Consider the following 16,137-nt stretch of genomic DNA (forward strand, 5'->3'; position numbering starts at 1 on the left):
TCTAGGGACACCTCCGCAGGCCCCTGACCTGCAAGGGGGACAGCAGGGACATAAGGGACAGTTAGTGGTGGTCCCCCGAAGCCGCTGGACCGCCGCCGAGCTAATGGGGATCACGTTCCCGCCGCCAAAGTGGGCAATCGCGGGCCTGGTTTCCGAGGGCCTAACCCTCCTCGCCGGTGCACCCAAACTCGGTAAGAGCTGGCTCGTCCTCGACTGGGCCATCGCGGTCGCACGCGGCGACAAGGTGCTCGGCGGAATCGACGTTGAACAGGGCGACGTGCTGTACCTCGCCTTAGAAGACACGGGACGCCGACTGCAGAACAGAGTCCGCAAGCTGCTCGCCGGCAGCGACGCCCCGGCCAGGCTCACCCTCGAGACACGGTCGGCGGCCCTGCCGAACGGTGGCAGCGACGGCATCCGGGACTGGCTCGACATCCACCCGGAAGCCCGGCTGATCGTCATCGACACGTTCGCTAAGGTGCGAGGCTTCGCCCGGCAAGGCCAGTCCGCGTATGACGCCGACTACGCCGCCGTCTGTGTGGCCAAGAGGATCGCGGACGACTACGGCGTCGCTGTGATCCTCGTTCACCATGTCCGCAAGATGAGTGCCGAAGACTTCCTTGAGGCAGTGTCCGGGACCAACGGCATCGCCGGTGCCGCTGATGCCGTACTCGTCCTTAAGCGCAGTCGAGGCGAGGCTGACGGGAGCCTCGATGTCACGGGGAGAGACATCGACGAGCGCCAGTACGCCTTGACCTTCAACAGTGAGACCGGGCAATGGTCCGCGCTTCCCGGCGAGGCGATCGACCACCTCATCGGAGACACCCGGGCCGCCATCCTGCGCCACCTCCGCGAACATCCCAGTCAGGGCCCAAAGCCCATCGCGGCGGCCACAGGACTTGCCTACGAGCTGGTCAAAAAGACGTGCGTCCGGATGGCTGAGGACGGCCAGATCGTCAACGACGGCCGGGGACATTACAAAACTGTCCCCGGTGTCCCTGCTGTCCCCACCGCAGGTCAGGGCCCCGCAGGGGTGTCCCCAGGGGTGTCCCCCGACGCCGCAACTGTCCCCGTAACAGCCGACCGCGATCTGTGGTTGATCTCTGGGGAATCGGCATGAACCGGAAGCGGTCTGGCGTTCCCTGTTCCCCAGACCCTGACCAGCCAAAACAGCCCCGAAAAGAGATCTCCTGATGGGTAGCAACCACTTCACCTTCGCTGTGGGCCGGTCACCGAAGCAGCCGCGCCACGCTCCGCGAGGAGGACCGGCGATTCCGCATTCAAAGCGGTGGCTGCCACCCCGAACCAAGGTGGAGTTCAACCCGGACGGCTGGACCAGTCCCGGTTCCGACCGTCTCCCAGCGTGCCCGGTGTTGCCCAGACTGAACGCGGGGCTGCCTCCCTGCACCAACGTCGCCGTGTTCCGCATCGAGAAGTACAGCCACAGCTACGTCAGTACCTCGTACTGCTGCTGGGAATGCATCCCCGACGACCAGGACGACATTCCCTTCTACGAGGCGGCAGGCGTCTAAAGACTTTCACCACCGCGAGGCAGCCCGGGCGTCCATGGCCCTCACCCCCGCCCGGGCTGCCACCTACCTCGAATCATAAGCCCTGTTGGTGCCCCGTGTTACCGTCGAAACTGCGGGGCCTGGGCGACGGCAATTGAACAGGCCCCGCACCTAACTCAATACCGAGGTGCCGCGTGAAACCTGACGCCGGGTAACTGAACCGGACATCAACGCGGGCAAGGCGACACACCGCATCTGTCGCCTGCGCGGCACCCTTGGACACACATCACACTCCGCTACGTACATTCACCCATTATGCAGCGGGGAAATTTGATAGAGTAGAAGTGCAGCATCCGGCGAGTTCCGGCTTATACCGGCGGCGACACAGTTCCCCGGCAGGGGAAAGTCCGCAGGGAAGTCAGAGAGCCGCCGCAAACTGAATGCAAGGCCACACGCACAAGTCGTGGTCGACAAAGGCTGCCGCAGAGGCTCCGGGTTGATCCTGGGGCGCGGCGTGCGAAAGTCGAGGCGAAGCGAACGGCGCGAGGAACCCCGGAAAAGGCCACAGGCCACCCGGGCGAAACCCCCTGTTCTGAAAACTCACCTCTGGAGTACCTAATGACTGTTTCTGAGCTGTTCTCGAATGCGGCCGACCCCGCCGATCTGGTCGAGCGGTTTGAGAAGTACAAGACTGTGCTGAACAAGTCGCGGGCTGCGGCAGCCGGTGGCGGGTCCCTCGCGCAGCAGCGCATTGCGGCCGAGCTGCAAGCCCTGCCGCTCAACAAGTCGCTGTCCCCCGAGATGGTCGCCTCCGTGTCTGAGGGCCTGAGCCGCAGTGATTTCCTCGCCAAGGATTTGAACCTGGCCGGGCCCGGTACCGCACTGGTTCCCTATGACCTTTCCGCGCCGGCGAAGGAATTGTATCCGCGCAACACACCATTGCGGAATCGCTTCGCTCGCACAAAGGGATACGGCACGGCGCACGAATTTCGTCGCATCCTGGGTGTAACGGGCTCGGGTACTGGCGGTGTGGCTACGGTCCACCCCGGTATCGGTGAGACCTCAACCACCACGTGGTCTGGGCGCACACTGGTTCGCCCGCCGGTAATTCAGATTGCCGCGGATGACGTCCAGGTGCCGTACCGGATGTTCGGCACCTCCGAACGGGTCACCAGCTCCGCGTACTGGGCGGGTCAGGGATATGAGGACGTTCAGCAGCTTGCCAGCACTTCCGCGTTGTGGTCGGCGATGTTGCTGGAGGAGCGCATGCTCATGTCCGGCCGTGGCACCGCATCCGGGTTTAGTGGAGCACTTGCCGTGCCGAGTGCTCCGACGGTGACTACCCCCGTTGCGTCTGGCAGCCAGGTCCCGGTGACCGGTGTGACCACGAATGTCTACGCGTTGATCGTGGCGGCGACGCAGTTCGGTAGCACCCCGATTGGTGTGGTTGGAACCTCGGTGTTCACCGCGGGTGATGTCGTCAACGTTGCTTGGGCGGTTCAGGCCGGCGCCGAGAGGTACGACGTCTACGTGGGCCAGGGTGCGTCGCAGCCGGCTAACTCCGCGTTCCACCTGGTCGGCAGCACCTTCGGCTCCAACACGAGCCTTCTGTTGCAGGGCGCGCTGGTCACCGGCACGGCCGCAGCCAGCACTGTCACCGGCACCGACGCGACCGCCTACAGCAACGGGTACGACGGGCTGATTCCGATTCTGACGAACCCGGCGCTGGCCGGCTCGGTGCAGACGGTGACTGGTGCGCTGACGTCGGACGCGCCATTCCAGACGCTGTTCACGGCGCTGTACGCCGGCAACCAGGCCGATCCGGAAACGGTGTGGCTTAACGCCGCCGACCGCTCCGCGCTGAGCGACGTGCTCAAGAACGCGAGCAGTGCGTCCTACCGCATCCAGCTTCAGAACGGCCAGGACGCGTCCATCGGCGCAGTGGTGACCGGAATGCAGAACCAGAACACGGGCCGCATGGTCGATTTGAACGTTCACCCGTTCATGCCGAAGGGTATTGCCCTGGCGACGTCGGAACACCTACCGGTGCCGAACTCGAACATTTCGAACTGTTTCGAGGTTGTCAACGTTCAGGATTACGTTGCATACCAGTGGCCGCAGATTGAGCTGGCGTTGGATTGCTCCGTGGTTTGGACGGGCACGTTCTGCGCATACGCGCCGGTGTTCTCGGGCAGCGTGATCTTCGCATCGTCCTAACCCACCATTATCTTGCACACTGGGGGCCAAACCCCCGGTGTGCAGCCAGCGGCTGGCGGAAACACTTCGGCGAGTTGACCCGCCAGTCGCATGGACTTGCGTGATCCGGTACCTGGGCGGGCCGGGCCACGCAACCCGATGGTCGGCGGTGCTCCCTTGGTGCAGCGGGCACCGCCGACCATCCACTCTCCGCCCACCGCCTAAAGGAGCCCGCCGAATGAGCAGCATTGATGACAACTTCCGCGGTGACCACACGAAGGACGACTTCCGGGAGGCCATGCGCACGGCCCCCAGTCGGCCCGTGAGCGCTGAAAACCCCATCCCCGGGTTGGGGCACGACGAATACATCATCCCCGCGCTGTGGGCCTGTGACATCCGCCGGCGCATGACCCCAGCGATGATCGAGGAAGACGCAAAACTCACCCGCGAATTCCTCGCCGACATGCACGGGCCGGTGAGCGACTAATGGCATACGGGGCGAGCCACATTTCGGTGTTCGCGCCGCTGGTCAAATCCGCCCCGGCCAGCGACGGCACCGTCATGGTCTACGGCAAAGCCACAGGCTCCGACCTCGACCTCGACCAGCAACGCATGGACGCCGGCTGGCTGCGCACCGCAATGCCCACCTACATGGTCATCGGAAATGTCCGCGAGATGCACAACGCCAAGCGGGCCGTGGGCAAGGCCATCGAGCACGAGGTCAAGGCCGACGGGCACTACATCAAAGCCCACATCGTCGACCCGGTCGCCGTGAGCAAAGTGAACGCCGGCATCTTCACCGGCTTCTCGGTCGGTATCTCATCGCCGGTGATCGTGAAGGCGGCCGACGCCCCCCAGGGCCTGGTGACGGGCGGCGCCATCATCGAAATCAGCCTGGTCGACCGCCCTGCCCTGCCCACCGCAACCCTCGCACTGTGTAAGGCGGCCGGGGCTGGACTGGTGCGCACCAAAGCACTGACCGGCCACATCGACTACCAGGCCAAAGCGGCAACGGTCACCGACCCCGCACTGATCCGCGGATACCTCGAACTGGCCCGCCGCAACAGCAACGTCAACAGGAGCGATTGAACATGGCACAGACCAGCGACCAGCCGTTCGTCGCCGCGCTGAACAAGGCGCTAGCGGGCGAGCCGGTCAACGTCAAGATTGCGGCGGTCGAAGCCGCAACCAAGGCGCTATCCGACCCCGACGTAATCAAGTCCCTCGCCGCCAGCGTCCTCATGAGCGAACCGGTCATGGCGAAGATCACGAAGGCGGCGCAGGACCACGCCCGAGAGCTCGTCGAGAAAGCACAGAAAGACAATGAGGCGTTCGTCGCGGACATGAAGGGCCGCCTCGACGTGGTCGAGAAGATGGCTCGTGTCGGCCAACCAGCGGTACGCCCCCAGCCCGAACCCAATCCGATGGGGCAGCGCTACCGCCAACTGGCCGCGCAGACCGATGACCGGGTGCTGCGCGCCGGCTACGAGCAGCTGGCCGGCGAGCACGACATCCGCTCGGTCAACTGAAGGGGGAGAACTGATGGGCAACCCGCGCACACCAGGGCAGCGCCTGGAGCACGCCCAGCGCGACGAGGAGATCGTCCGGCTACGTGCAGACGGAGTCCCGCCACGGGACATCGCCGCCCGCTACGGCGTCACCGAGAGCCGGGTCTCTCAGATTTGGACCAAGGCGCTCCGAAGCATGCCGGCACGCGGCCTCGACGAACGCAAGGCCGAGGCGGAGCAGTTCTACGAGACGATGATCTCCACCCTCGTCCCGCTGCTCCGCGACCCCTCCGTCCCAGCAGGCACCAAGGCGAAGATCAGCGACTCGATCAACAAGTGGTCGGTTAGCCGCGCTGAGTTGTGGGGACTCAACGCCGCCAAGAGGCGCGAAGTCGAAATCATCACCGCGAGCACGATCGACAAGGCCATCAACGAGCTCACGGGCGAGATCGAGGCCAAAGCCCAGCACGACCAAATCATGGCCGAACTAGCCGAACTTGACAGGAGAGACCACTGATGTCCAAGTACGTCATCACCGAGGAAGCCGTCGACCAACTCCTACTCGCCGAAAACCGCAAAATGGCGCGCCTCCTTCTCCAGGCCAAACGGCTGGGTTACGACACCACCGCCGAGGAGAACCGGATCCGCGAAATAGACGGCATCCTCACCAACCCCCAGAACAAGCAAACCCTCCAGCGAATCAGCGAGCTCGCCAGCGAAGACATGCAGCTGCCCCTCACCAAGCTGAAGTAGCCATTTAAGTAAGCCAGGCGGCCTCATCTGCCCTCGCGCGTGCGCGCGGGGCGCTGCGGTCCACGGTGGATGATCAACTATTGTCGTCCACTGTGGATCGGCGCATGATCGTTCGTCGTTCGCATTTCAAGATCGGTGATCTTGCTGATCCGCATTCATGATCCAAACGATCATGAGGTGATCATCGGGTAGCGGCACGGGGCAGGCTCCCTACAGTGTGGTCCAGGCGTGGTCAAAGGAGGACGATGGACAGCCCAGTCCGACGCAAGGGTGAGCAGCCCGCCCCGAAGGGCAATGTGGTGAGACTTCGGGTCTCGGACGCCGGCCTGGCGGCGCTGGACGCGCTGGCGGAACGGGAGCAGCGGAACCGGTCGGACATGATCCGCATCCTGCTGCGCCGGGGCATGGAAGCCAGCCCGTAGCCCGCGTCAGCGACAATGCTGGGCATGACCACTACCAACCCCGTCGTTGCGGCACTGCCCGGTCAAGGCTGGCGTTACGTAGTCGAGGACGCCGAGGGCCCTGTCCTCACTCCTGTCGTTGGCTTCCTCGTCCACGCTGACGGCTCCGTCGTAGCGGTCGCCGCCGACCCCGACTACGCCGACAACGGGATCCGTCCAGTCGCGGAACTTGGCGCCGTCACGACTCTGCTGCCGCCCAACGAGGACTAAGGCGAGCCTGCGCTCGTAGCGCCCGCGCCCAGTTCGCTCCGCTCCCGGTTCGCGGGAGGCGCTCCGAGCCAGACCGTTGGTGGTGGAGTTGGGCCTCAAATTGGCCCGGCGCGGCCCGTTTTCCCCTTGTCCACCCATCAAGTGACACCCGTCCTACCAGCGGAAACGACCCCCGTCTCACACACTTCTCACGCGGCGATCACCCGTTTTGCGGGGTTCCGAACGCACCGCAGCCCCCGACCGGCGTGGTCGGGGGCTGCTGGGGTGGGGGCTGGCTGAGGTTAGTGCTCCGCGAGCTGCGCGGCGAATGCGTCTTCCAGCGAGGCGGCCTCGGCGGCGGCGACGAACTCGGCCCGCAGTGCCGGATCGGCCAACACGGCACCCATCGCCAGCCGAACCAGCTCGTCGACGTCACGCTCGAACACCCGCTGCGACAGCGGCAGCGCGGCGAACCGGGACTGACCCTCGCTGTAGCCGTGGTTCCACGTCGCTTCGTGATACTGCCTAGCGGCGGTACGAACGGCCTTCTGTAGCACGCTGGGACGCTCGGCGCGTGGCGTCTTCGGCCTACCCGCAGCCTCAAGCACGCGGGCCATAGCGGCGTCGTTGAGCTCGTCTTCGTCCGGCGCGACGGTGGTGAGCTCGATGAGGCGATCCTGCACCCTGCTGGTGATGGCACACCGATGGCCGTCGAGGCTGAACAAGATCGTGTCCGCATTCGCCGGCGTGACGAGCGTGGTGCGGCCATCAATCAGGAGGCGCAGCTCGTCAATGTTCTGGGCGGTCGAACGCATGGCGGGTTCCTTCTCGGATAGGCGGGTGAGTCGCGGCCTGGCGGCCAGCAACGACGCCGGTCGAGCCGGCGCCGAAACTGGCGGTCAGAACGCGCTGAATTCGTCGGCCGCGACAGAGCCGGCGAACACCTCGGCGACCCGACGCTCGCGCTGCTGGACCGTGGGACGCTTATCGCCAGCGGCATGGGCGCGCTGACTGGGCACGGCAACCCGGGTCGAGACAGAGGTCTGGCCAGCGGTCGCGCGGGGGGTGTTTGGCATGCCCTCAGTCTACCAGTTCCACAAGGTCAACAGGGGTCTGACCTGCGAAAACAGGTCCAACCTGAGATCATTCACAGGGTCGATTGGTGATCCAACCGAGAGCCCACCGTGGCTTCTGCACCTTGAGCCCTGTTGATCAAGAGAGCCACCGGTGGCTTCTACGCAACTCCCCCCTTGCTCTGAGTTCACGTTTGAAACTCAGGGCAAGGGTTGGGGTTGCGACGGATTTTTTCTAGTTCTTGCGGCCGAGAGGTTTGCCCGCACCTTAGGTATTGCGTTTCTGCATTTGGGTAACGTGCAGGTTCGCCAATTTTTTTGCGGAGCGAGAGTTTTGGGCCGAATTTTTTTGGAGCATTCGTTAGTCGGAACGCTGGCCACCCCAGCGGAACCATTCGACTACGTACCGCCCGGCCCGGATTTGCCGTCCTGTGCCGTCGCAGCGGCCGCAGGGTCGCCAGGCTTTCCCGGTGGGGCTGCGGCGCTTCCCGGTGCCTGTGCAGCGTCCACAGCGCCGGTATGGCCATACGGTGCAGGTGATCCCGTAGCTGACCAGGATTAGCAGGCCGACTGCGACGGGTGTCATGAGTCCATCTCCTTGGCGAGTGCTTCGAGCAGTTGCATGCGGGTGACGGTTGAACCGTCGGGGAACAGGACGGCGTCTTTGTCGCCGAGCACGTCTAGGACGTCTTCGAGGAACTGTCGGCGGGATAGCCCGGGTGGTAGCCCGTCGGTGGTCATGGCGGTCTCCTCAGTCGCGGTGAGACGATCTTGTTCGAAGATGATGGGGGGTGGAAACCTCGGGGATTTGCTGATCCCGAGGTCCCGCAATGCTCTCCGCTACACACGTCAGATCAGGTGTTTGCCCAGTTCAGACGCTTGCGTGTGCTGCTACAAAGATCGCTACGTGTAGCGGGGCGCGCGCTACACAAACGGCGCCCCGCTACACGTGTCATTGCTCGATTTCCGGGTGTGCACCGGCTGCGGAGAGCACTTTCTCCAGGTCTTCGCGGCGCAGTCCGCGCCGGTTGACCCGCTCCCCGGTTTCGTCCTCTGCGGCTACCTGGACGGTGGGCACGCCGAGCTCGCGCAGCTCGACACCGAGCCTGCGGACGTCCCAGTCGCCGTAGACGGCTGGCCGCAGCTCGGCCAGCACCTCCAGCAGCTCCGAGTGCCACATGCGCTCACCGCCGGTCATGGCGAACGCGGTGCGCACGTCGGCCAGGAGGTCCACCTTCGGCGCCGCCTCGGGTGACTCCCCGGCTGCTTGCCCGGTCAGCAGTCCGGCCTTCTCCCGGGCCAGGTAGGCGCGGGACACGATCGAGTCGGTTGCGGCGGCGTCCAAGTAGTACGACCTGGTCACCACCGGCGCGTCAGTCGCTCCGACTAGGTAGCCGATGCCCCGGTCTGACCGGGTGAAATGGGTCGCCCGGATACCGCTCTTGTAGCTGGAGGTGCCCAGCACCATGTCGTTTTCGACCTGGCCCATCACCCGCAGACAGAACCGGGTGCCGACGTTCGCGCTGACCCCGGTCGGCAAGCTGTCCTTGTCTGGGCGCTGTGTCGCCAAGATCAGGATCACACCCAGCGCCCGGCCCCGTTTGATGATCGCCGTAGCGAGCTGACCTGCCTCTTTGCCGAATTCGCCGTGTGAGAACAGCTCCTGCGCCTCGTCGACCACGAACACCTTCGGGAACAGTCCCAAGGTGCGTCGATTTGCCAGCTCACGGGTCACTTTCGAGTCCGGGACAAGATCCCTGGCGGTGGTGCGCAGCTGCTTCAGCTTCGCGGCCCGGCGCTCCAGGTCGGCCAGCAGCAGCCGCAGCCCGTTGAGGCAGCCCTCGATGGTCTGGTCGTCCACACCGGACCCGTAGGCATGGGCGATCCGCTCGAACGACTCAAGGTCACCCGAACCTTTCAACTCCCATATGTCCAGCTCGGCGGTGGGATCGAGCGCGCAGCCTGCCAGGACGGTCCGCAGTGACGCCGTTTTGCCGGCGCCGGGCAGGCTGCCGATCAGCATGTTCGACTCGATCAGCGGGAGCTTCACGGGGCGGCCGCGCTGGTCGGTGCCGAACGCCAGCACCCCGAAGATGTCCGCCAGCCCCGAGTCCCGTAGCGGGTACTTCACCGGCCGCGCCTGTGACATGGCCACCTTGAGCACGGTCAACTCCAGGCGGCCGCCGTGCGCCTCCTGGTCGGCTTCGGGCCAGCAGCAGGAGATTGGGCGCCGCAGACCACTGGCTAGCTGCGGCCGGCGGTCCGCGACCATCTCGGCGGTGACACCCGCCGGCAGGTCCACCGACGCCAGCCAGCCCGAGCCGATATCCCGGATGGGCGCCGGGTAGGTGATCCGCCCTTGCTTGGGCGACATCGCGGCGATGCCGAGGCTTTGCAGCGCCGTGGTCAACACGTCCGCCCGGAGCGGCTCGGAGGTGAACGGACTGACCGTTGCTTGGTCGGTCACCCGCCTGTCGCCCGGTGCGCCCACCTTGCCCAGCACACCGACCACAGTCACCAGACCGGCGGCCATCCATTCCGGTGGCGCGAACGCCACGAACACCCACACACCGACTGTGACCAGCAGTAACCCGATCAGGGCGACCGTGCCTCGCTGCCGCGCCCGGGTGTTGCGCTGCCGGGAGAGGGACATGTACTCGGCGGTGGCGTTGCGGCGCACCGCGTCGTGTCGCACCGGGGCGGCTTCCGCGTCGAACACCCACCGGGTCACCGACCGGGCGGCCCGGTACAACCCGATGGGTGTCCACAGTGCCAACCGCGCCAAGTACAGGGGGCTGTGGGCTCCGTGGAACCGGACGGTGTGTGCTCCGTACTGGGCCTGCCACCGGCACCACGCCAGGAACTCCACCCGGTTCCGCAGGTAGGGCGGGAGCACTGGGCGCCGGTTCTCCACCCTGCTGGCGACCGCCGTGATGTCGATGGTGTGCGGCCGCTCAGGCAGGTCGACCGGCATCGGCTGGTCGTCCTCGTACGGTTCGAGCGCGGTCACGCGAACCACCGCCGGATGGTCCACGGCAGCCATAGCAGCCAACGGCGCTCGGTGCGGATCTCGGCAATTAGCTCCGACCGGGTGGGCTGCTTGGGCTCGACGGCGGTCATCGGGTCACCCCGCTCTTGGAGGCCAGCAGCTGCCGGGCGTGGTGCTCACTGATACCGGCGACCTTGGCGATCCGCCGCCGGCCGGCACCCTCAGCGATGAGTTCGGCGACCTGGTCAGGGTCATCTTGAGTGAAACCTTGGGTACCTACAGGTGGCCCGTTCGGAGCGACCATTCCGACGGCGAGGTGGACGCATAGTCCGAGGACGAGCGGCGGGATCGCGGCCACCCCGACGACAAGCAGCCAGGACGGGGACGAGCCGGTCGACTCCAACCAGTGCACGGTGCCGTTCAGCACGACGGAGATCGCCAGGAGCGACCAGGTCATGGCCAGCGGCTGCCGACCATGGGTGTGCAACCAGGCGGCACAGGAGGCGGCTGCACCGGCGTCGACCACGATCGGGTAGAGGAAGCTCAACGCTCCGTAGCCGGCGAGCTCGCCCAAGTGCATCAGAGACTGATAGGACAGGGCGGCGGCGGCCAGTGCGACCACCGCCAGCGCGGTCCGGACGACGATCCTCACAGTTGCTCACCGGCCTCGAGCTGGCGTGCGGTTGTCTCGTCTCGCCGCGCGGCGGTGATCGCGGTGGTGGTGTCCCGGCCGGCCTGGCGCAGAATCTCGGCGAACCGGTACCAGCCGACCGCACGGGAGTAGAGGCATTTGATCTGCTCGCCGACGTCGCCGGCCCGCTCGGCGGCCCAAAGGTCATCGTCGAGGCGGTCCATACGGTCGGACAACTTCCGCAGCTGCCGGTTCACAGTGCACCCCCGGCCAGCTCGGCGGCGGTGATCTCGTCGCGCTGCGCTGCGAGTTCGGCCCCGTGGGACTCCCGGCCGGCCTTGTCTAGCAGCTGGCCCCACTCGCGCCAGGCGTGAGCCCTCTCGCGCAGCGCCACGATCTGCGCGGAGGTGTTCCCGGCCTTCTGGGCCTCGAACAGCTCGATGTCCAACTCGTCCATGCGGTCACCGAGGATGCGCATCTCGTCGTGGTTCATCGGCCGCACTCCTTGCAGCCGGCGTTGTTGTCGTGGTCGGTGAACCGGCGACAGAACGCGCAGTACGCCGCATACGCCAGGCGGATCATCGGCCGGCCTCGGCTTCATCGCACGACCAGCAAAGGATCAAGTTCGGGCTGGAGTCGGGCCGAAAGTCGCGGCCACACTCGGCGCATTCGCGCAGGTCATCACACCAGGGTGGTCGGTTGATGTTGTCAGCGTGTCCCTCAGGGGGCGCTGTAGTGGGCTGTACGGTTTTCACGGGTCTAGGGCCTCCTAGATCAAGTCCCCGGCCGGCGGTGGTTCGCCGTGCTGGGGGCGTCCCGTCTCACGGACTTCTCACAGACCGTTTGAGGCGGGCCGGATTTGGAGGCTTTGACCGGACTTCCGCCGGACTAAAACGGCGGGAATGGACTCGTTTTGCCCCTGCGGATAGGTGTTATTCCGCTACGGATCAAGAGGTTGCAGGTTCGAATCCTGCCGAGCGCGCCACAGTCTTCGCGGGTAGGAGGCCCTGAATCCTAAGCGGATCAGGGTGTTTTTCATGCCCTGCATGACTAACTGCATGACTATGGGTCGTCAAGTGAGACGTCGCCGTCCTCGGTCGTACGAGCATCTTCCGGTGCCTTTGCCGCCTGCTGCGGGCCACCGCCGCCCGGGAAGATCTCGTTCATTGCCGTGGCCCCGTCCTCCAGCACGGGGCGGATCTGGAAGCGGTAGACCATCTCCGTAACGGCTGTCCCGCTGTGGCCGACCAGTCGTGAGATGTTCTCGATCGGCACCCCGTTGTCGGAGAGCAGCGAGACGAAGCTGTGCCGCATCTCCCGAGGCGTCCAGTCCGCGCTATCCATCCCTGCGTCGTCGAGAACCTGTCGGAACAGCCGTGAGACATTGCGCGGATTCAGCTCTGTCCCGACCGTGGAGGCGAACACCAGGCCGTGATCCCTCCACCGCGCGCCCGCCTTGCCCCGGTCGGCTGTCTGTAGCTCGCGATGACCTCTGAGCGCCTCCACGCAGCGCATCGGCATCGCGAGCCGTCGGCGTGACTGTTGACCTGCTTGGCCTCCTTCGCAAGCCGTCTGTCCACGTCGTCAACGGACAGGTCTCTGAGCTGCCGGCGTCCGAGCGCCGGAACAATATGGCCCTCAGCCAAGAACCGGAAGTTCTCCGCCGTGCGGGGCGATCGACCACTGAGCCCGAACTCAAGCCAGTAACGGACCGCTTCTCCGACGGTGTAGTCGCTTGGCGCGATGGTCAGGCCGTCGTCGAGGTCGCGGAGCATCTCCTTCAGGAGGTCCTTGCCGGCGGTCTTGGTCTTCGCGGACCGTTGGCGGACGATGCGCTTGCCACGAGCATCGAACCCGGTCGTCACCGAGACGATCCAACGATTGCGCCCCTCGGACCAATGCAGTGCGGGTCGATCACGGTGCCGAAGCCGCCGGGGGTGGCCCGTAGCCGGATCGACCCGCCGGCCCGTATTGCGGGCCGGCGAGCACCAGCTCGGCCACGCCGTGCAGCGCCCGCCTGGTCGCGATCAGGTTCGTTGAGCCGGTTGCGGTCATCTGGTCTCCTCGTGTAACGCCTGGGCCAGCTCGGGGCACTGAGCATGCCTGGCCCCCATCCAGTGTTCGCGGCACCAGGAGGCGTTACATGGCAGACGACGGCTGGCACCAGGTCAATCCCGAGGATGTGCCCGAGGACGGCCGGGTCCGCACCGTCGTTGTCGACGGGCGGAGTGTCGCGCTGTCGCGCTGCGGCGCGCAGTTGGGCGCGCTGGAAAACCGGTGTCCGCACCAGGGCGGCCCGCTCGGGGAGGGCTCGATCGAGAAGGGCTGGCTGCGCTGCCCGTGGCACGGCTACGACTATGACCCGATCACCGGCAAACCCCCTTCGGGATTCTCCGACGGCGTGACCACCTACCCGGTGCGCGAGGCCGAGGACGGCGTGTTTGTGCGGCTGCCGGAGCCCGCGCCGCCGGCCCGCACGGTCGCCGACGTGCTGGTCGAGACGCTGGTGGCCTGGGGTGTTCGCCACGTGTTCGGCATGGTCGGGCACTCCAACCTCGGTTTCGCCGAAGCGCTGCGGCGGGCCGAGCAGCGCGGCGAGCTGACCTACATCGGGATTCGGCACGAAGGCGCGGCGGCGTTCGCGGCCAGTGCCTACGGAAAGCTGACCGGGCGCCCGGCGGTGTGTTTCGCGATCGCCGGACCGGGCTCGACGAACCTGTTGACCGGGTTGTATGACGCCAAGCTCGACGGCGCCCCGGTGCTGGCGATCTCCGGCCAGGTGCCCTCCAAGGTGCTCGGGCGCGGCGCCTTCCAGGACCTCGACCTATCGGCGGTGTTCCGGGACGTGTCGGTGTCCACCACCACCGTGCACAGCGGCAGCGACCACGCCGAACTCGCCGCGCTGGCCGTCAAGCACGCGGTGGACCGGCGCGGGGTGGCTCATCTCGTGCTACCGGACGAGGTCCAGGTGCAACCCAGCGAGACACCGGCGGCAGCACCCGACGGGCGTCGGGACGACCGCATGGTGCGCCCTTCGGAAAGCGCCGTGGTCAGCGCCGCGACACTGGTTCGTGACGCCCGCCGGCCGGTGCTGGTCGTCGGGCACGGTGCCTGGGACGCGGCCCAGGAGGTGCGGGTGCTCGCCGAGAAGCTCGGCGCCCCAGTGCTGACTACGTTCAAGGCCAAGGGCCTGGTTTCCGACACGCACCCGCTCGGTGCCGGGGTACTGGGCCGCAGCGGGACGCCGGTGGCCAGCTGGCTGATGAACGAGTCCGACCTGCTGATCGTCATCGCTGCCTCGTTCGCAAACCACACCGGGATCGCCGCCTACAAACCGATCTTGCAGATCGACGACGACCACGCCGCGATCGGCCGGTTCGACGCCGTGACCACCGCGCTGCTCGGCGACGCCAGGCTCACCGTTGCCGCGTTGAGCGCCGCGCTCGGCGAGGTCAAGGCGGAGGACCAGCGCGGCGACATCGCCGCGCGGTGGCAGATCTGGCGAGCGGAGAAGGCCCGCCGAGCCCGCGACGACCGGGGCCGTGGGGTGGCGGCCGCGGCGGTGTTCGAGGTGTTGTCGGCACACCTGCCGGCCGACGCGGTAGTGACCGTGGACGTCGGCAACCACGCCTACTCACTCGGCCGGTACCTGGAGTCGAAGGGCCAGCCGGTGCTGATGTCCGGGTACCTGGGCTCGATCGGCTTCGGCTACCCGGCCGCGCTCGGCGCGTGGGCGGCGGCGCCCGGTCGCCCGATCGTCGCGGTGACCGGTGACGGGGGCTTCGGGCAATATGCCATGGAGCTGACCACTGCGGTGAAGTACGGCATCGGGATCAAGCACGTGCTGCTCAACAACAACGCGCTCGGCAAGATCAGCAAGGAGCAACTGGCCGGTGGCTACCCGGTCTGGCAGACCTCGCTGCGTAACCCCGACTGGGCTGGCTACGCCGAGCTGTGCGGCGCCACCGGGATCCGCGTCGAATCCCGCGACCGGCTCGACGACGCGATGACCGCACTGTTCAACTCCGAAGGACCCGCCCTGCTGTGCGTCGAACAGGACGCCGAGCTGCTCTGACCCGCACATTCTCTCGAGGAGGACAGTCGTGACCGCTACTGAGCCACGCTACGACGACCTGCGCGCGATGTTTATCAACTGCACCCTCAAACGCTCTCCGGAGCGCAGTCACACCGAAGGTCTGATCGACGTCAGCCGCCACATCATGGAGAAGCACGGCGTCGCGGCGGAGGTGGTGCGCGCCATCGACCACGACATCGCCACCGGGACCTGGCCGGACATGACCGAGCACGGCTGGGCGCGCGACGACTGGCCGGCGCTGTACGAACGGGTGCTGGCCGCCGACATCCTAGTGCTCGCCGGGCCGATCTGGCTCGGCGACAACAGCTCGATCACCAAGCAGGTCATCGAACGGCTCTACGCCTGCTCGCACCTGCTCAACGCGGCCGGTCAGTACGCCTACTACGGCCGGGCCGGCGGTTGTCTGATCACCGGTAACGAGGACGGCGTCAAGCACTGCGCGATGAACATCCTGTACAGCCTGCAGCACCTGGGTTACACCATCCCGCCGCAGGCCGACTCCGGGTGGATCGGCGAGGCCGGCCCCGGCCCGTCCTACCTCGACCCGGGCTCGGGCGGTCCGGAGAACGACTTCACCAACCGCAACACCACGTTCATGACCTGGAACCTGATGCACCTGGCCCGGATGCTCAAAGACGCCGGCGGCATCCCGGCCCAGGGCAACCAGCGCAGTGAGTGGGATGCCGGCTGCCGGTTCGACTTCGCCAACCCCGACTACCGCTGACCCGGC

Annotated in this window: 21 protein-coding genes; 12 read left to right on the top strand and 9 right to left on the bottom strand. The window is 66.3% G+C overall.

Features of this window, described 5'->3' with window-relative positions; genetic code table 11:
* The first annotated feature begins 64 nt into the window (after window positions 1–64).
* From ACTXG6_RS06005 to ACTXG6_RS06050, 10 genes are all read left to right on the top strand, one after another.
* Window positions 65–1,120: an AAA family ATPase gene (locus ACTXG6_RS06005; protein WP_445186762.1), complete on the top strand. Its 1,056-nt coding sequence runs from the start codon at window positions 65–67 to the stop codon at window positions 1,118–1,120.
* Window positions 1,121–1,370: 250 nt separating this feature from the next.
* A complete protein-coding gene (locus tag ACTXG6_RS06010) occupies window positions 1,371–1,532 on the top strand; it encodes a hypothetical protein (RefSeq protein WP_445186763.1) in 162 nt (53 codons plus the stop codon).
* A gap of 597 nt (window positions 1,533–2,129) precedes the next feature.
* Window positions 2,130–3,728 carry a hypothetical protein gene (locus ACTXG6_RS06015; RefSeq protein WP_445186764.1) on the top strand — a complete coding sequence of 533 codons (1,599 nt, stop codon included), beginning with the start codon at window positions 2,130–2,132 and terminating at the stop codon, window positions 3,726–3,728.
* 217 nt (window positions 3,729–3,945) lie between these two features.
* Window positions 3,946–4,194 (top strand): hypothetical protein, encoded by a 249-nt coding sequence (locus ACTXG6_RS06020; RefSeq protein ID WP_445186765.1) that lies wholly within the window; start codon window positions 3,946–3,948, stop codon window positions 4,192–4,194.
* Window positions 4,194–4,796 carry a hypothetical protein gene (locus tag ACTXG6_RS06025; protein ID WP_445186766.1) on the top strand — a complete coding sequence of 201 codons (603 nt, stop codon included), beginning with the start codon at window positions 4,194–4,196 and terminating at the stop codon, window positions 4,794–4,796. Before ACTXG6_RS06020 ends, ACTXG6_RS06025 begins: the two co-directional genes overlap by 1 nt.
* A gap of 2 nt (window positions 4,797–4,798) precedes the next feature.
* Window positions 4,799–5,236, top strand: a complete 438-nt coding sequence (locus tag ACTXG6_RS06030) for a hypothetical protein (protein ID WP_445186767.1) — start codon at window positions 4,799–4,801, stop codon at window positions 5,234–5,236.
* A 13-nt stretch (window positions 5,237–5,249) separates the two neighbouring features.
* On the top strand, window positions 5,250–5,732 hold the full coding sequence (locus tag ACTXG6_RS06035) for a helix-turn-helix domain-containing protein (RefSeq protein ID WP_445186768.1): 483 nt from the start codon (window positions 5,250–5,252) through the stop codon (window positions 5,730–5,732).
* Entirely contained in the window at window positions 5,732–5,968 is a 237-nt protein-coding gene (locus tag ACTXG6_RS06040; protein WP_445186769.1) for a hypothetical protein, read from the top strand. The genes ACTXG6_RS06035 and ACTXG6_RS06040 overlap by 1 nt, the downstream gene beginning before the upstream one ends.
* 245 nt (window positions 5,969–6,213) lie before the next feature.
* Window positions 6,214–6,390 (top strand): ribbon-helix-helix protein, CopG family, encoded by a 177-nt coding sequence (locus ACTXG6_RS06045; protein ID WP_445186770.1) that lies wholly within the window; start codon window positions 6,214–6,216, stop codon window positions 6,388–6,390.
* 24 nt (window positions 6,391–6,414) lie between these two features.
* Window positions 6,415–6,639, top strand: a complete 225-nt coding sequence (locus ACTXG6_RS06050; protein ID WP_445186771.1) for a hypothetical protein — start codon at window positions 6,415–6,417, stop codon at window positions 6,637–6,639.
* 281 nt (window positions 6,640–6,920) lie between these two features.
* Here the strand turns inward: ACTXG6_RS06050 and ACTXG6_RS06055 are convergent, their stop codons facing one another.
* The 9 genes from ACTXG6_RS06055 to ACTXG6_RS06095 all read right to left on the bottom strand — a co-directional run bounded on the left by ACTXG6_RS06055 (window position 6,921) and on the right by ACTXG6_RS06095 (window position 13,366).
* Complete coding sequence (locus ACTXG6_RS06055; protein WP_445186772.1) at window positions 6,921–7,433, bottom strand: hypothetical protein; 513 nt, start codon at window positions 7,431–7,433, stop codon at window positions 6,921–6,923.
* An 840-nt stretch (window positions 7,434–8,273) separates the two neighbouring features.
* Window positions 8,274–8,432: a hypothetical protein gene (locus ACTXG6_RS06060; protein ID WP_445186773.1), complete on the bottom strand. Its 159-nt coding sequence runs from the start codon at window positions 8,430–8,432 to the stop codon at window positions 8,274–8,276.
* A gap of 211 nt (window positions 8,433–8,643) precedes the next feature.
* The gene (locus ACTXG6_RS06065) at window positions 8,644–10,701 is read right to left on the bottom strand and encodes an FtsK/SpoIIIE domain-containing protein (RefSeq protein ID WP_445186774.1); all 2,058 of its coding nucleotides are present in this window, start codon (window positions 10,699–10,701) and stop codon (window positions 8,644–8,646) included.
* A 106-nt stretch (window positions 10,702–10,807) separates the two neighbouring features.
* On the bottom strand, window positions 10,808–11,332 hold the full coding sequence (locus ACTXG6_RS06070; protein WP_445186775.1) for a DUF2637 domain-containing protein: 525 nt from the start codon (window positions 11,330–11,332) through the stop codon (window positions 10,808–10,810).
* Window positions 11,329–11,547, bottom strand: a complete 219-nt coding sequence (locus ACTXG6_RS06075) for a hypothetical protein (protein WP_445186776.1) — start codon at window positions 11,545–11,547, stop codon at window positions 11,329–11,331. The genes ACTXG6_RS06070 and ACTXG6_RS06075 overlap by 4 nt, the downstream gene beginning before the upstream one ends.
* Window positions 11,548–11,564: 17 nt before the next feature.
* A complete protein-coding gene (locus ACTXG6_RS06080; protein ID WP_445186777.1) occupies window positions 11,565–11,804 on the bottom strand; it encodes a hypothetical protein in 240 nt (79 codons plus the stop codon).
* Window positions 11,805–12,373: 569 nt separating this feature from the next.
* Window positions 12,374–12,817, bottom strand: coding sequence for a tyrosine-type recombinase/integrase (locus ACTXG6_RS06085; protein WP_445186778.1), 444 nt, complete (start codon window positions 12,815–12,817; stop codon window positions 12,374–12,376).
* On the bottom strand, window positions 12,706–13,176 hold the full coding sequence (locus tag ACTXG6_RS06090; RefSeq protein ID WP_445190347.1) for a hypothetical protein: 471 nt from the start codon (window positions 13,174–13,176) through the stop codon (window positions 12,706–12,708). Before ACTXG6_RS06090 ends, ACTXG6_RS06085 begins: the two co-directional genes overlap by 112 nt.
* Before the next feature lie 49 nt (window positions 13,177–13,225).
* Window positions 13,226–13,366 carry a hypothetical protein gene (locus ACTXG6_RS06095; RefSeq protein ID WP_445186779.1) on the bottom strand — a complete coding sequence of 47 codons (141 nt, stop codon included), beginning with the start codon at window positions 13,364–13,366 and terminating at the stop codon, window positions 13,226–13,228.
* Between the two features lie 88 nt (window positions 13,367–13,454).
* Between ACTXG6_RS06095 and ACTXG6_RS06100 the strand changes: the two genes are divergently transcribed.
* Complete coding sequence (locus tag ACTXG6_RS06100) at window positions 13,455–15,386, top strand: thiamine pyrophosphate-binding protein (RefSeq protein ID WP_445186780.1); 1,932 nt, start codon at window positions 13,455–13,457, stop codon at window positions 15,384–15,386.
* 67 nt (window positions 15,387–15,453) lie between these two features.
* Entirely contained in the window at window positions 15,454–16,131 is a 678-nt protein-coding gene (locus ACTXG6_RS06105) for a flavodoxin family protein (protein WP_445189928.1), read from the top strand.
* Window positions 16,132–16,137: the final 6 nt, after the last annotated feature.

Source organism: Pseudonocardia sp. Cha107L01, from assembly GCF_052566575.1.

Bases quoted from the DNA above. Each gene is read 5' to 3' on its own strand.
- ACTXG6_RS06080 (WP_445186777.1), bottom strand. From the start codon at position 11,804: ATGAACCACGACGAGATGCGCATCCTCGGTGACCGCATGGACGAGTTG.
- ACTXG6_RS06055 (WP_445186772.1), bottom strand. From the start codon at position 7,433: ATGCGTTCGACCGCCCAGAACATTGACGAGCTGCGCCTCCTGATTGAT.
- ACTXG6_RS06025 (WP_445186766.1), top strand. From the start codon at position 4,194: ATGGCATACGGGGCGAGCCACATTTCGGTGTTCGCGCCGCTGGTCAAA.
- ACTXG6_RS06100 (WP_445186780.1), top strand. From the start codon at position 13,455: ATGGCAGACGACGGCTGGCACCAGGTCAATCCCGAGGATGTGCCCGAG.
- ACTXG6_RS06050 (WP_445186771.1), top strand. From the start codon at position 6,415: ATGACCACTACCAACCCCGTCGTTGCGGCACTGCCCGGTCAAGGCTGG.
- ACTXG6_RS06035 (WP_445186768.1), top strand. From the start codon at position 5,250: ATGGGCAACCCGCGCACACCAGGGCAGCGCCTGGAGCACGCCCAGCGC.
- ACTXG6_RS06095 (WP_445186779.1), bottom strand. From the start codon at position 13,366: ATGACCGCAACCGGCTCAACGAACCTGATCGCGACCAGGCGGGCGCTG.
- ACTXG6_RS06045 (WP_445186770.1), top strand. From the start codon at position 6,214: ATGGACAGCCCAGTCCGACGCAAGGGTGAGCAGCCCGCCCCGAAGGGC.
- ACTXG6_RS06105 (WP_445189928.1), top strand. From the start codon at position 15,454: ATGTTTATCAACTGCACCCTCAAACGCTCTCCGGAGCGCAGTCACACC.
- ACTXG6_RS06040 (WP_445186769.1), top strand. From the start codon at position 5,732: ATGTCCAAGTACGTCATCACCGAGGAAGCCGTCGACCAACTCCTACTC.
- ACTXG6_RS06020 (WP_445186765.1), top strand. From the start codon at position 3,946: ATGAGCAGCATTGATGACAACTTCCGCGGTGACCACACGAAGGACGAC.
- ACTXG6_RS06030 (WP_445186767.1), top strand. From the start codon at position 4,799: ATGGCACAGACCAGCGACCAGCCGTTCGTCGCCGCGCTGAACAAGGCG.
- ACTXG6_RS06015 (WP_445186764.1), top strand. From the start codon at position 2,130: ATGACTGTTTCTGAGCTGTTCTCGAATGCGGCCGACCCCGCCGATCTG.
- ACTXG6_RS06060 (WP_445186773.1), bottom strand. From the start codon at position 8,432: ATGACCACCGACGGGCTACCACCCGGGCTATCCCGCCGACAGTTCCTC.